The sequence below is a fragment of the Parablautia sp. Marseille-Q6255 genome, from assembly GCF_951230155.1.
In the GTDB taxonomy this organism is placed as follows: Bacteria; Bacillota; Clostridia; order Lachnospirales; family Lachnospiraceae; genus Choladousia.
In genome coordinates this window covers 109201-122824 of the sequence record NZ_CATNVD010000008.1, presented here as the reverse complement: position 1 = coordinate 122824, position 13624 = coordinate 109201, and the positions used below count along the sequence as shown (strand labels likewise).

General features: G+C 51.1%; 9 protein-coding genes. 1 reads left to right on the top strand and 8 read right to left on the bottom strand.

The window, feature by feature from the left end; all coding sequences use genetic code 11:
* Nucleotides 1–10 precede the first annotated feature (10 nt).
* Both QOX44_RS07645 and QOX44_RS07640 read right to left on the bottom strand, forming a co-directional pair.
* Nucleotides 11–2488 carry a hypothetical protein gene (locus tag QOX44_RS07645; protein WP_283682437.1) on the bottom strand — a complete coding sequence of 826 codons (2478 nt, stop codon included), beginning with the start codon at nucleotides 2486–2488 and terminating at the stop codon, nucleotides 11–13.
* A complete protein-coding gene (locus QOX44_RS07640; protein ID WP_283682434.1) occupies nucleotides 2481–4649 on the bottom strand; it encodes an efflux RND transporter permease subunit in 2169 nt (722 codons plus the stop codon). Before QOX44_RS07640 ends, QOX44_RS07645 begins: the two co-directional genes overlap by 8 nt.
* Before the next feature lie 242 nt (nucleotides 4650–4891).
* On the opposite strand from QOX44_RS07640, the gene QOX44_RS07635 reads away from it, so the two are divergent.
* Complete coding sequence (locus QOX44_RS07635; RefSeq protein WP_283682432.1) at nucleotides 4892–5473, top strand: TetR/AcrR family transcriptional regulator C-terminal domain-containing protein; 582 nt, start codon at nucleotides 4892–4894, stop codon at nucleotides 5471–5473.
* Nucleotides 5474–5545: 72 nt separating this feature from the next.
* Here QOX44_RS07635 and QOX44_RS07630 read toward each other — a convergent pair whose 3' ends face one another.
* The 6 genes from QOX44_RS07630 to QOX44_RS07605 all read right to left on the bottom strand — a co-directional run bounded on the left by QOX44_RS07630 (nucleotide 5546) and on the right by QOX44_RS07605 (nucleotide 13403).
* Complete coding sequence (locus tag QOX44_RS07630) at nucleotides 5546–8209, bottom strand: hypothetical protein (protein WP_283682429.1); 2664 nt, start codon at nucleotides 8207–8209, stop codon at nucleotides 5546–5548.
* Nucleotides 8196–10277 carry an efflux RND transporter permease subunit gene (locus QOX44_RS07625; protein WP_283682426.1) on the bottom strand — a complete coding sequence of 694 codons (2082 nt, stop codon included), beginning with the start codon at nucleotides 10275–10277 and terminating at the stop codon, nucleotides 8196–8198. The genes QOX44_RS07630 and QOX44_RS07625 overlap by 14 nt, the downstream gene beginning before the upstream one ends.
* Before the next feature lie 12 nt (nucleotides 10278–10289).
* On the bottom strand, nucleotides 10290–10850 hold the full coding sequence (locus QOX44_RS07620; protein ID WP_283682424.1) for an HdeD family acid-resistance protein: 561 nt from the start codon (nucleotides 10848–10850) through the stop codon (nucleotides 10290–10292).
* Nucleotides 10851–10968: 118 nt separating this feature from the next.
* The gene (locus QOX44_RS07615) at nucleotides 10969–11556 is read right to left on the bottom strand and encodes a TetR/AcrR family transcriptional regulator (RefSeq protein ID WP_283682422.1); all 588 of its coding nucleotides are present in this window, start codon (nucleotides 11554–11556) and stop codon (nucleotides 10969–10971) included.
* A 42-nt stretch (nucleotides 11557–11598) separates the two neighbouring features.
* A complete protein-coding gene (locus QOX44_RS07610; RefSeq protein WP_283682420.1) occupies nucleotides 11599–12957 on the bottom strand; it encodes an MATE family efflux transporter in 1359 nt (452 codons plus the stop codon).
* Nucleotides 12954–13403, bottom strand: a complete 450-nt coding sequence (locus tag QOX44_RS07605) for a MarR family winged helix-turn-helix transcriptional regulator (protein ID WP_283682418.1) — start codon at nucleotides 13401–13403, stop codon at nucleotides 12954–12956. The genes QOX44_RS07610 and QOX44_RS07605 overlap by 4 nt, the downstream gene beginning before the upstream one ends.
* Nucleotides 13404–13624: the final 221 nt, after the last annotated feature.

Here is a 13624-nt window from a genome sequence, read left to right as displayed (position 1 = left end):
CCCCTCTTTTTTAAAACAGGTCTTTTAGTTTTTCTACTACTGTCTCTGTCTCGCTTTCTGTCTCCGGCTCTTCGACCTCTTCGATCTTGACCGGATCTGTCTTCATGACAAACTGTACGAGATCAACGTTCGTGTTCTTATCTGATACAAAGGATACCGGCTGATAGTCGCCGCCTGCGATCTCATCTACCGCCTTGTCGATCTCATCCTCGACCTGCGTATCAATATCAGACGTCTTATCTGCAAATTCCCCTGTACCATCCTTCAGCTCTGTGGTGCCGTCCTTTAACTCGGCCGCGCCGTCATAAAGCTGTGCGGTACCACTGTGAAGCTCAGTTGCTCCGTCATAAAGCTCCTGGGTGCCGTCATAGAGCTGGCTGCTTCCGCCCTTTAGCTCCTTCGCACCGTCTAAGAGTGTTTTCACACCGTCCGCCAGTTCCTTAGAGCCGCTCTTTGCACTCTTTGCGCCTCCTGCAAGCTCTTTACCGCCTGCTGCGAGCTGCTGTGCGCCTTCCTGAAGCGTCTTAGTCCCGTCATAGAGCTCGCTGCTTCCTGCGGCAAGACTGCTGTTCCCTGCGGCAAGCTCTCCTGCACCCTCTGCAAGCGTCCTGACGCCTGTCTGTACCTGCTCCAGCGCTCCATACAGCGTATCGTACCCTTCTTTGACGGTCTGCACGCCCTGCGTGTACGTCCCGATACCGGCATCCAGCTTCTCATATTCCTCTGTCATCAGATCGATCGCAGCCTTCAGCTCCTGCGTCTGCTGTGTGATCATCGCCTCCAGGATGACCGGAAGCTTCTGTATCTCATCATTGAACTTTGTATAATTTTCTTTCAGCTGCGTCAGTCCGCTGCCAAGTGCAGATGCGCCGCCTGCGACTGCGTCGATGCCTGATGTCAGTGTGCCAAATGCCGCCGTGTTCTGGTCGAGCAGCCCTGCAATATTCTGCGCATTTCCGATCGCACCGTTTACGTCAATGCCTCCTGCATATTTTGCCACGAGATCAGACGGCAGTGCCGCATACAATGCGGAGGCTGTAGAAGCAAGCCCGCGCAGATACTCTGCTGCGCTCTGATTCTGTGCTTTGAGAGAATCGATCATTGCATAGTTTCCCTGGATGTTTCCAAGCCCGCCTGTCACACTCTGCGCTCCGCTCTCGGCTCTTTCGATCGCCGCAAGGATCTCCCCGGAGCTCTCAAGCAGCGTCTGCATCTGCTCCCCGCCGACTGTGATGCTCGCAAGGCTGTCCTGGATCTGCTTTAATGCCGTAAGCATCGTCTGCGACCCCTGCACAAGCTCAGGCGAGCTCTCTGTCAGCTCCAATAGTCCGCTTTGCAGCTTTTTCGCACTTTGCAGCATCAGGTCCAGATTGGAGGACAGGGAGGCTGTGCCGCTTTGCAGCTCCCTGCTTCCTTTTTCTGCCTGCTTTGCCCCGTCCTTTAAATCCTCTGCTCCATCTTTCAGATCAGTTGCTCCTGTATCAAGACCAGAGAGTCCGTTATTTAAGTCTGCCGTACCGCTTTTGAGAGTTTTCAGACCGCTGTTTAATGATTTTGCCCCTGTATAAAGCGTATCTGCTCCGTCTGCAAGCTGGGTAGAGCCATTCTTCAGCTCTCCTGCCCCGCTCTTTAATTCTGATGCTCCCTCTGCCAGCTCTCCTGCTCCGTCATGGAGGGCTCCCGCTCCATCGAGAAGCTCCTGCGCGCCGTCATCCAGCTGTGCCGCGCCGTCATCAAACTCTCCTGCGGCATCTTTGATCTCGTCTGTCTTATCGGTCAGTGCATCCGTGTCCAGAGAATCGCTGTCGATATCAAAGGACATCGGTACCGCCTGAAAAGAAATGCTGTCCATCTCAAAATCTGTCACATCTGCCGAGATAGTAAATTCTTTTTCCTGCCCTGCCATGATATTGTAGAGCAGCTGGCGGTTTTTTCCGACATTCGCCTGTGTTGCGCCGTCCGCTTTGATATTCGTGCACTGGTCGGTATTCAGAGTGATCGTTCCCTGTACGAGATAATTGTCAAAGAACTCATCGTTTCCCTGCGGATTTTCTTTAATGCTCACATGGATCTCGAGCTTGCCGCTCTTGCCTGCCAGCTCCTGTGCCGTCATTTCCTTTCCGTCAAGCGTATACGACAGACCGATCGTCCACGGAAGCTTTGGGTCCTCTATATCGCCCTGATAAAAAAACTTTCCCTTTTCTGCCTGTGCGAAAACCTGGTCCCCGTCCACAGACAGCTCCTCATCAGAGGTCAGATTTTTTACGGAAGAATAATTCCCGTAATCCACGATCTGTGTGTCCTCATCCAGCATATATTCATTGACGACATAGACACCTGAGACGCTTCCATCCTGGTTCAGATTGACATATACGTTCTCATCCTTCTGGGGAAGCTCCTGTGCACAGGCAGGAAGCGCCATCCCTGCTGTCAGTGTAATGCTTAAAACTGCTGCCATAGTCTTTGCGTATGTCCTGTTCTTATTCATTACATAATTCCTCCTTCACTGCTTTTGCGTCTGATGCTGATCTTTCATGGTGCTTCCGGGATATAAACAGCCCGTCAAACAGGTATAACAGCCCCGGAAGGACGAAGAGTACGATGACCAGAGAACTGATCGCCCCGACGCCGAGGAAAATACCGATCTGAGCAAGCAGCTCATTCGACGACATATATCCGAGCAGAAATCCTACCACTGTCAGTACGCTTCCTGAGACAAGTACGGAAACTGTGACTGCGGAAACGGTCTGCGCTGCCGCGCGCTTTTTAAGCTCCCTGCGCGCTGCGCGTTTCTGGGCGGCAGTCCGGTTATCCGGCGCTTCCAGAAGCCTTTGGCTTTCCTCCTGCTCCAGACTCTGCCTGATCTCGCGGTAGCGGTCGGAAAACAGGATCGCATAGTCGACTGTCGCTCCAAGCTGGATCGAATCAATGATCAGATACGCGATATAAAATACGGTTGAACCGGTAAAGTACGGGATCGCCAGATTGATCCAGATCGCCGTCTCGATACTGAGCACCAGGATCACCGGAAGGGTGAGCGAATGGAGCAGCGCCAGAAGCACGACCAGTACTGCGATGATCGCCAGTGCGTTGACCTTTACCATATCGTCTGTGACAGTATGCATCAGATCATACGTGCTGACTCCCTCGCCTGCCAGATAATAGGTGCCCGGATAATACTCATTTGCGAGCGACCGGATGTTCTCTACGAGCTGAAAGGTTTCCTCTCCCTCGTAGTCTGTATCCAGCGCGAGCACCATACGGCTGTAATGCTCCGATTCCAGAAGCTTCAGTGTATCTGCATCCAGAAAATCTCTCGGGATCTCCGCACCTGCCATATCGACATAGGAAACCACGCTTGTCACCTGCGGCAGCTTATGCAGCTCATCAGAAAGCGCTTTTTCCTTCGATGTATCTCCCTTCGGGACCAGCAGCACATAATTGTCACTCTGTCCAAAGATCTCTTCTACCTGTTTGATATCCTGTCCGGTCTGTGTCCCCTCCCCGAACATATGGCTTGCTCCATAATAATATTTGTTGGAATTCGACGCCAGATACGCCGGAACGATCACAGCCGCGAATACGCACACCAGCGGAAGCATCACCTTTGTCACGCCTTTTCCGAAACGGGCAAAGGAGGGCATCAGGCTCTTATGTCTCGTTTTCTCCAGAAGCCGGTAAGAAGCAAGGATGACTGCCGGCATAAAAATAAACACCGTGATCAGACTCAGCGCTACGCCCTTTGCCAGAGCAAGGCCAAGGTCAGGACCGATCTGGAACTGCATCAGGCAAAGCGCTACAAAACCGATCACCGTTGTCAGCCCGCTGGAAAGGATCGATCCGGTCGATTTGCACAGCGCGTCGACCATGGCCTCCCCGGCATTGCTGTTTTCTTTTTTGCATTCCTCAAAGCGGTGGATCAGAAATACAGAGTAGTCCAGCGATACGGCAAGCTGGAGGATATTTCCTGCGGCATTTGTCACAAAGGAAATCTCTCCGAAGATCAGGTTCGTCCCCGCGTTGATCGCGATCGCCACGCCAAGCCCCAGCAGGACAATGACCGGCTCCAGCCATGACTGTGTCGTAAGCAGCAGTACGAAAAAGACGAACAGTACTGCAAATGCAGCGATCCGCTGCACCTCGATCACCGTATTTTCTGTCGCTGCCGCAGTGGCGACGGCGCTTCCTGTCATCGCATTGTCCTCTCCGATCAGCTCCCGGATCGCATCTACTGCCTGCACTCTCTTATGCTCATCTATCGTCACCGTAAACAGCGCTGTCTGATCCTTGTAATACGATTCGAGCGTATCCTGGTCCATCATCTCTGTCGGCATCGTGATATCCAGCGTATCATCCAGCCAGGTGACCTCCTGCACTCCGTCGATCTGCTTTAGCTCTTCCTTGTATGCAAGAGCCTCCGGTATACTTACGTCGCGGATCATGATCCTCGCATTCGGAATACCTCCATCAAATTCCTCCTCCATCACATCCAGCGCTGCCGTTGAGGCAGACTGCGGAGGGAGATACTCATTGATGTCATAATTTACGGCAACAAGGCTCTGCAAGAACAGACAGGCCACCGTTGCCGCTGCAAAAAACATCATGATCCATTTGCGGTGCCGCACAACACCCGAATAAAATTTTTTCATGACAAGCTCCCCTTTCTGTCATCTGCGTGCTCTAAACTTATCTCTTTTTGAATGCTATGTATTGTAATAGAAAACGCATATAAAGATTATGGGCAAATGGAGCCTGTTTGTATAATAACCGGACAAATGGAAAAAATTGACGGATGAATTATTTAAAAAAAATAAAGTTTATAAAAATCTAATTTCTGTATTCAGGGAAAGAATGATATAATAGGAACAATCTTAAACCGGAGGTGGCGTCCATGAAAAATGAAGAGATTTCTCTCTATACTAAAAAAACCTTTTCAGAATCTCTCAAAAAAGCCATGAAAAAGAAACCGTTCCAGAAGATCACAGTCAGCGATCTGGTCCGTGACTGCAATGTAAACCGCAAGACCTTTTATTATCATTTTGAAGATATCTACGCACTGCTCAAGTGGACGTTTGAGCAGGAGGCGATCGAAGTAGTGAAGCATTTTGATCTGGTGGAGGATTACGAAGAAGCGATCAACTTTGTTATGGATTACGTGGAGGAAAACGATTATATCCTCAACTGTGCCTGCGACTCGATCGGACGCGACGAGCTCAAGCGCTTTTTCTATGCAGATTTTCTTGACATTATCGTCTCCTTCATCGACGGTACGGAGCAGGCGACAGGCAAGACGCTGGACCCGGGCTATAAGGACTTTCTCAGCTACTTCTATATGGAATCGCTTGCCGAGATGCTGCTCGACTGGATCAGAGAAAAGGACAAAAGAGCACGCCATACCGTTGTGCGCTATATCTGCAGTACCATGCAGGATTCCCTCATGGGTATCCTGGACCGCCAGACATACGCCTCCTGAATGACGTGCTCTGTGCTGTCATATTCTCCCCCCTGTCAAAGACCGGGGGCCGTTCGTGCCGCTTTTTATGCTCTATTCCAGTGTTCCTGTCTCAATGATAAATTTCACCTCATCGTCTTTTCCTGCCTGTCCGCTGCTGAACAATCCATACTGATCTCCGGCATCCTTTACTTCTGTCAGGCGGTCGATCACCTCCTGCACATCCTCATCAAGGAAATCTGTGATCTTGTCAACGCCCTCTTCTTTAAATTCTGCCATTCCATCTCTGAGATCGTCTGCACCTTCCTTTAGTTCATCTACGCCAGAGTCAAGCTGCGAGCCGCCGTCCGCCAGAAGCGCCGTGCCTTCTTTTAGCTGGGCGCTGCCACTTGCCAGCTGCCCGATGCCAGAGGAGAGCGCTCCTACGCCGCTTTGCAGCGCTTCTCCGCCATTTGCCAGCTGTCCGATCCCAAGAGAGAGCTCTCCTGCTCCTCCCTTTAGCTGCTTCAGACCCTTTTTCAGCTCGGAAGCGCCATCCTCCAGATCAGAAGTGCCTCCGGCAAGCTCCTTTGCTCCCGCTGCCAGAAGCGCCGTATTTTTACTCAATTCCGAAGCACCGCTCATTGCCTGCGAAACGCCTCCCTGCAGCGTCTTTGCGCCTTTATCCAAAGCGGCTGCATTCGTTTTCAGAGACTGTACGCCCTCATTGAGCGTCTTTGCTCCCGCTGCCGCCTGCTGCATGCTGCTGTCTAAGAGCTCCACATTTTGTGATACCTCTTTTACGCCATTGTTCAGCTGCAAAGCTCCAGTCTGCAAAGCGGACGCTCCTTCTTTGAGCGCCGTCCCGGATTCCTGCAGGACCGTAAGCTTCGACGGGTCATCCAGCTGCAGCTTTGCGCCGTTTTCTTTTAATTGTGTTCCCGCCTGCTTCAGGGCTTCCACCTGCTCCTGCGGTACGGATCCCGCACCTGTCCCCTCTGTCGCGTCAGCCGCGCCTGTGCCGATCGTCTGCTCCTGCACGCCGCCGATCGCTGCATTTAGCAGGCTGATGCAATTGTCCAGCTGTGCCACATAGGAATCATAGGACGCATACAGCCTGATCAGGTCTGTCTTAGAGGCGCCCTGTACCGTTGACTGAACGGACTGCAGCTGCGCCAGGACAGACTGCATATCTGCAAGCGCCTGCGCGTCGATCGTTGTCACAGTGACACCGGAGCCGTCCGTCTGTCCATCCGGCGCCTGTGATGCGCCTCCCAGCGTATCGAGCAGCGTATTGACCTGATCTACATAGGAGCCAACGCCCTGCGCATATGTGCCTGCGCCCTGTGCGAGCGGAAGCAGCTGATCCACGCCGTCCACATATGCGGTCACACCGGCAGAAAGATTCTGGCTGCCCGCTTCTAAAGCGGCGCTTCCCTCCTGCAAGCCCCCCTCTTTTGTCAGCCCCTCCTTCAGGGCGCCCGTCCCTGCTGCAAGCGCCGTGCTTCCCTGCTGCAAAGACGCTGTCCCGGCAGCAAGCGTCTCACTGCCCGAAACGAGCGCGGAGGTACCTTCTGTCAGCGCCTTTGCTCCCGCTAAAAGAGCGGCGCTTCCTTCGCTGTTTGCAAGCTGTTTTGCTCCCGCTGCCAGCTTCTGTGTATTTTGAGAAAGACTTTCTGCCCCTGCATTGACTTTCACCGCTCCTGCCGCCAGGTCTTTTCCTCCCTTTGCGAGCGTATTCACACCACTGATCAGCGTACCCTTTTTAGACTCCAGCGTCTGGAGGCCATTTGCCAGCGCATTGACGCCCGAGATCAGCTCTCCCTTCTTTCCGTCTAAGGTGCTGATCCCGTCTGCGAGCGTACCCATGTTCTCATCCACCGTCATCATGCCGTCGATGAGCTCCTGACAGGAATCCTTTAAGGTCTGCACGCCGTCTGCCAGATCTCCGCTCCCGTCTACGAGCTGAGTAGACGCATCCTCCAGCTTTTCCAGAGAATCCTTCAGATCATCCAGATCATCCACATCATCGATCCCAAGCTGAGAAAGATCCAGCGGCGTTGCTACGGTAAGGAACATATTCTGCTGATAATCCGCTACGTCTGCCTCCAGTTCAAAATAGTCCGGAATGTCAATATCCTGCAGCAGTTCTGTCTCGTCCAGCTTCAGGCTTTCTGCCATTCCCGGCATTCCGATGCCGATCACGATGTTCCGCTCCCCGTCCGAGATCGCTCTGCCGTTTTCTACCGAAACATTAGAAAAGGTATCCTGCGGTAGTACGGCTCCGGTGACCATCAGAAACGGCGTATATACGGAACCGGATTTTTCGTGATTTTCAAACTGATACCGGATTTTTACATGTCCGCTTTTGCCCTCAAGCTCCTGCGCAGAAATTTCTTTTCCATCCAGATAATAGGTAACGTGAATGGAGATGGGAAGCGCTTTGTCCGTTGTCCCCTGATAATAAATATCATTTCCCTGCGCGCTCCAGACCAGATCCTCTCCGTCCTGTGAAAAAGTCTCCTCTCCCTTTACATTTTCAATATTGCTTAAAGAGGAGTGATCCGAAAGGCTTTCCTGTCCATCCTCATTTTTCAGCCAGTCGCTGACGATCACCTCCTGCTGTGCGCCGGACGCATCGGTTTTTACATAAACCGTCTCTTCCTTTGCCTGCGCGCTCTCCTGTGCCGCAAAGGCCACTGTGCCAAGGGACTGCACTGCGACAGCGCCTGCTACCGCGATCGCCATTGTTTTCGTCAGATTTCTATTTTTGTTCATGATGAAGTGCCTCCTTAAAATTCTTGCTTGTTTTACAGATCACCCCGTCCAGAAGCATAAACATGGACGGAAGTACACACAGAACCACGACCATACTGATCAGCGCGCCTCTCGCCATCAGATTGCACAGGGCGCTGATCATGTCAATATCCGAATACAGACCTACGCCGAAGGTTGCTGCGAAAAAGCTGATCGCACTGACTATAACAGACTTCATGCTCGTCCGGTGCGCGATCGCTATCGCCTCTTTTTTGCTCTTCCCGCTGCACCGTTCTGTCTCATAGCGTCCGGTCATCAGGATCGCATAATCCACGGTGGAGCCAAGCTGTATCGTCCCGATGACGATCGAGGCAATAAACGGAAGGCTCGTACCCGTCAGATACGGGATACCGAGGTTAATAAAAATAGCAAACTCAATGACAGCGACCAGAACGATCGGTATAAACCACGATTTAAAGACAAACAGAATGATCACAAAGACCGCAAGGATCGATACGCTGTTTACGACCTTAAAATCCTTGTCTGTGATCGTGATCAGATCCTTTGTACAGGGCGCTTCGCCGACCAGCATTCCGGACGGATCATGCTTTTTGAGTATCGCATTAAGCGCCTCAATCTGCCGGTTCACCTCCGGAGAAGCGGTCTTATACTCGTTGCTGATCATCAGGAGCTCATAATTCTCACTTTCCATCACATCCCTGATCGACTCCGGGACCATACTTTCCGGAACCTTGCTGCCAAGGATCGTCTCCATCCCGAGGACCGATTTTACGCCGTCCACCTCTTCCATTTCACTGATCATGTCCCGCACCTCTTTGGAGGGGAGGCTGCTGTCGATCAGCAGCATATGCAGCGCGCCCATCTGATAATCATTCTGAAGTCTTTCATTTGCCTGCGTGCTCGGCAGATAGTCAGGAAGCGTTTCATCCAGGTTATAATAAACAGAAGCGTTCTTCTGGCAATAGGCTGCCGGCACGATCAGGAGCACCAAAAGCAGGGCAAACACCCGATAGTGGCGGGTGATAAAACCCGATAACCGGTCCATATCCGGCAGGAAGGAACGGTGCGAGGTCTTTTCCAGGACGCGGTCAAATATCATGATCATAGACGGAAGCACTGTGACACAGCAGATCACGCCGATGATGACTCCCTTCGCCATGACGATCCCCAGATCCAGACCGAGCGTAAAGCTCATAAAGCAAAGGGCCGCAAAGCCTGCCACAGTTGTCAGGGAGCTTCCGACTACGGATTTTACCGTCTTTTCAATCGCATGAGCCATTGCCTCCTTGTGATCTTCATAGATTCCCATCTGCTCCTGATAGCTGTGCCAGAGGAAAATAGAGTAGTCCATCGTCACTCCAAGCTGCAGCACTGCTGCCAGGGCCTTTGTAATATAAGAAATCTCTCCCATAAAAATATTGGTGCCCAGATTATATACAATGGCAAAACCGATACCGAGCAGGAAAAGGACCGGAATAAAAAACGATTCCATACATACCGACAGCACGATCGCTGACAGGATCACTGCGATCACCACATATGCGAGGACCTCTTTCTCCGCAAGATCCTTTGTATCTGTGACAATGGCAGACATACCGCTTAAAAAGCACTGCTTCCCTGCCAGCGCGCGAAGCTCCCTGATCGCCTGCATCGTCTCATCTGCGGAGGTCGTCGTATCAAAGATAATAAACATCATCGTAGAATCTTCCGAATTGAAAATATCCAGCACCTTTTGCGGGAGCATTTCCATCGGCATGCTCAGATCAAAGAAGGAATCATACCAGATGACCTCGTTTACGTGATCGACCTGCTCCATTTTTTCCTTCAGCCCCGCTACATCCTTGTTGCTCATTCCCTCGCAGACAAACATGGAATAAGCGCCTGTTCCAAACTCATCCGCCAGGATATCCTGCCCTTTCATCGTCTCGATCTCACCCGGGAGGTAGGAAAGGACGTCATAGTTCACGCGCGTATGGATATACCCCCATGCCGCCGGCGCCAGCAGCAAAATACTTAACACAAAGATCGCTGCCCGATATTTCACGACCTTTTTTCCAAATTTCAACATGTTTCTTTCCTCCTAGTCATACTCATTTCTTTTCCTTCTCCGGGTCGTCTGCACCGTGTAAAGCACAACCAGAAGATTCTGGATGCCATCCGCCACGATCGTGACACCGAGCAGGATCATCATCGCTGCCGCACCCTCAAACGGATTGAGCACCAGCAAAAGCCCGAAGCCGCCGGAGACCACCGCAAGCAGCATCACCATCCACCAGGCCTTCAGCCCGAACTGTCTTGCATCCAACGCTGTCTGTATTTTAAATACTCCGTCCAGCATGACAAAAATCCCCATGATCACAGGTACGCATGCGATCAGATTGTACGGGTGGATCGCGATGACCAGGCCAAACAGTACAGAGAGGATCCCGAGTGCGAGATCAAACTGAAAAGCCAGCCGGTAGAGATCCTTTGAAAAATAGCCGAACAGCTTTACCACTCCGAATACAACCATGGCGATCCCTGCTACTGTGCAAAAAACAGCCAGTGAGGTTTTCGGCCAGATGATCAGGCAGCTTCCGATAAGCAGCATCAAAACGGATACCGCGATGTAGGCGTCCTTTGCCCTTTTGATCAGTTCCATAAAGGTTCACCCCCTCTTTTTTACCGTAAACAGTATGCGCCCGATCTGTATTCTTTTCTATGGATAAAAAATACGCAGTGCACAATTTTTGTACACTGCGTAAAAGTTGTCTGGTTTTTTATGATAAATCCTTCTTTGGTACGTCCTGCGGTCGTCTTGCCATCCTTTGTAATATGCTGCTGATATTCCCTTCCATCAGCACCGTGATCCGGCTGACAAACGCTTCCGTCTCTTCCTGCATCCCACGGTCCATCCACTCCAGAAACAGACCGGCAAACGCACATTTATAAAAGTCCGCGATCAGTCGGATGTCCTCCTCGCATGCCTGATCTGCTCCCTCCTGTTTTTGTACAAAGTCCAGCGTGATCTTTCCTATCACATCATAAAGATACTTTTCGATATCCTGACGGTTGATGGAATTGTACAGGTGGTAGGCAGCCTTTTTATTCTGGCGGACAAAATCCGTCGCCTCCAGGATAGCCTCCTGCCATGTGTTATAATCGTGCACACAGGAAGCCGCCCGTTTCATCTCCTCCGCGAGTATCTCCCGGAGCAGCCCGTAGATATCCTGATAATGATAATAAAAGGTATTGCGATTGACTCCGCAGTCCCTGACGATATCCTTCACGGTAATCTTGTCAAAGGCCGTCTGGTTGAGCAATTTCATAAAGGACTGCTGGATTGCTTTTCTGGTTAATTGCGACATAGCTTCTCCCCCCGCAGACGCAAAGCCATACCGTCAAAACTCTCAGATCTGCTTCAGCGCCTTCTTAAACTGGAACGTAAACAGCACTACCGTAAATGACACGGCAAAGAAATCTGCTACCGGCTCTGCCAGATAGACTGCCATAGTCTGATTTGCCTTCCAAAGCTGCGGCATGATATAGATCAGCGGAAGCAGCAGGATAAATTTACGCATAACTGCTACAGCGATCGATGCCTTTGCATTTCCCAGAGAGGTAAATGTCATCTGGCAGGCGATCTGGATACCAAACAGCACCATGCACGCCATGTAGATGCGAAGCGCGTTCTTCGTAAACAGCAAAAGCTGTGCGTCTGAAGTAAACATGCCTGCAAATACCTGCGGGAAAAGCTCCACGCCGGCCCACAAAAGCGCCGCATAGCAGAGGCTGACCTTGAGCAGAAGCTTGAAGGCGTCCTTGACCCGCTCCTTGTTTTTTGCGCCGTAATTGTAGCTGATGATCGGCTGTGCCCCCTGCCCAAGCCCCTGCAGCGGAAGCATCGCAAACTGCATGACGCTTGTGAGGATCGTCATCGCGCCGACTGCCACATCCCCGCCGTATTTCAGAAGGGAAGAATTAAAGCAGATCGAGATAACGCTCTCACTTGCCTGCATGATAAAGGTAGACAGACCAAGTGCAAGACTCGGCAGTATGACCGCCTTCTCCAGTCTCATATTTTTTGCACGTATCTTCAGTGTCGTCCTCTTTCCGAAGAGGAAGGAAACGACCCAGATACAGGACAGAGCCTGAGAAACAATCGTAGCTAAAGCTGCGCCCTGTACTCCCATATTAAACACGAAAATAAAGATCGGGTCAAGTATAATATTGGAAACCGCTCCGATCAGGATCGAGAGCATTCCCGTTTTTGCAAAGCCCTGCGCCGTAATAAACATGTTCATACCGAGTGTGAGCTGTACAAAGATCGTACCAACGGCATAAATGTTCATATATTTTACGCCATACTCGATCGTATTCTCGCTCGCACCGAATGCCAGCAAAAGATCTCTGTTCCACAGAAGCAGCACTGCAGTCAGCACAGCCGAGATGATGATCTGCGTAGAAAAACAGTTTCCAAGCGTCTTTTCTGCGGAATCCCGATCACCCTTTCCCATATAAATAGAAGCTCTCGGCGCTCCGCCGCAGCCGACCAGCGCGGCAAATGCGGACACGATCATAATAAGCGGCATACACACGCCCACACCGGTAAGAGCCAGAGCTCCCACCTTGGGGATACGGCCAATATAGATCCTGTCTACGATATTGTAAAGCATGTTGATGATCTGTGCGGTAACGGTCGGAAGCGCCAGCTTAAGCAGCAGCTTCCCGACTGGTTCCTTCCCCAGTAAATCTTTGTCGTCCTTCATTTCTGTCCTCTCCTTTTTACTGCATGTTCGATATTTTCCTGCATTTTTTCATTGACCCGGATATACACCTCGCGCTCCTGCGGCGATATCCCGGAAAGTATCTCCTGCTCAAACTGCGCCCACTGCTGATCCATCCTGCCGATCACCGGCTGCGCCTGCCCGGTCAGATACAGATGGATCTTCCTGCGGTCCGCCATATCCTGTTTTCGTTCCAGGTATCCTCTGCGGTAAAGCGTCTCAACCGCCTGAGATACGTTGCTCTTTTGCAGCATGCGCAGCTCCACAATGTCAGCCGCCGTATCACGCCCCGGGTTATTGTGCAGAAAACTGATGATCGTAGCCTCTGTCAGCGTAAGCTCATACTCCTGTCCGATATCCCTGAGCATATTTTCGTGCAGCTTGATCATCCTTCTCGTGCTGACAAGAAAATCAGATGCACCTCCCATTCAAAAACCTCCCTCCGTACAAGTGCTTTCTCATACTTCGCAAAATGAATTTCCGGAAGCACTCCGTTTCCTGCAAATAGTTCTATACAAAACAGTTCTAAATATAACTGTTTCTTCAGTGAACTATTATAGATTGTTTTTCTTATTTGTCAAGCTTTTTTTACCGCACCTTCTTTTTTTATGGTATACTTGCAGAGTCAAAAAAGAGAAAAAAAGAGGAG

Bases quoted from the DNA above. Each gene is read 5' to 3' on its own strand.
- QOX44_RS07635 (WP_283682432.1), top strand. From the start codon at position 4,892: ATGAAAAATGAAGAGATTTCTCTCTATACTAAAAAAACCTTTTCAGAA.
- QOX44_RS07630 (WP_283682429.1), bottom strand. From the start codon at position 8,209: ATGAACAAAAATAGAAATCTGACGAAAACAATGGCGATCGCGGTAGCA.
- QOX44_RS07615 (WP_283682422.1), bottom strand. From the start codon at position 11,556: ATGTCGCAATTAACCAGAAAAGCAATCCAGCAGTCCTTTATGAAATTG.
- QOX44_RS07610 (WP_283682420.1), bottom strand. From the start codon at position 12,957: ATGAAGGACGACAAAGATTTACTGGGGAAGGAACCAGTCGGGAAGCTG.
- QOX44_RS07640 (WP_283682434.1), bottom strand. From the start codon at position 4,649: ATGAAAAAATTTTATTCGGGTGTTGTGCGGCACCGCAAATGGATCATG.
- QOX44_RS07645 (WP_283682437.1), bottom strand. From the start codon at position 2,488: ATGAATAAGAACAGGACATACGCAAAGACTATGGCAGCAGTTTTAAGC.
- QOX44_RS07625 (WP_283682426.1), bottom strand. From the start codon at position 10,277: ATGTTGAAATTTGGAAAAAAGGTCGTGAAATATCGGGCAGCGATCTTT.
- QOX44_RS07605 (WP_283682418.1), bottom strand. From the start codon at position 13,403: ATGGGAGGTGCATCTGATTTTCTTGTCAGCACGAGAAGGATGATCAAG.
- QOX44_RS07620 (WP_283682424.1), bottom strand. From the start codon at position 10,850: ATGGAACTGATCAAAAGGGCAAAGGACGCCTACATCGCGGTATCCGTT.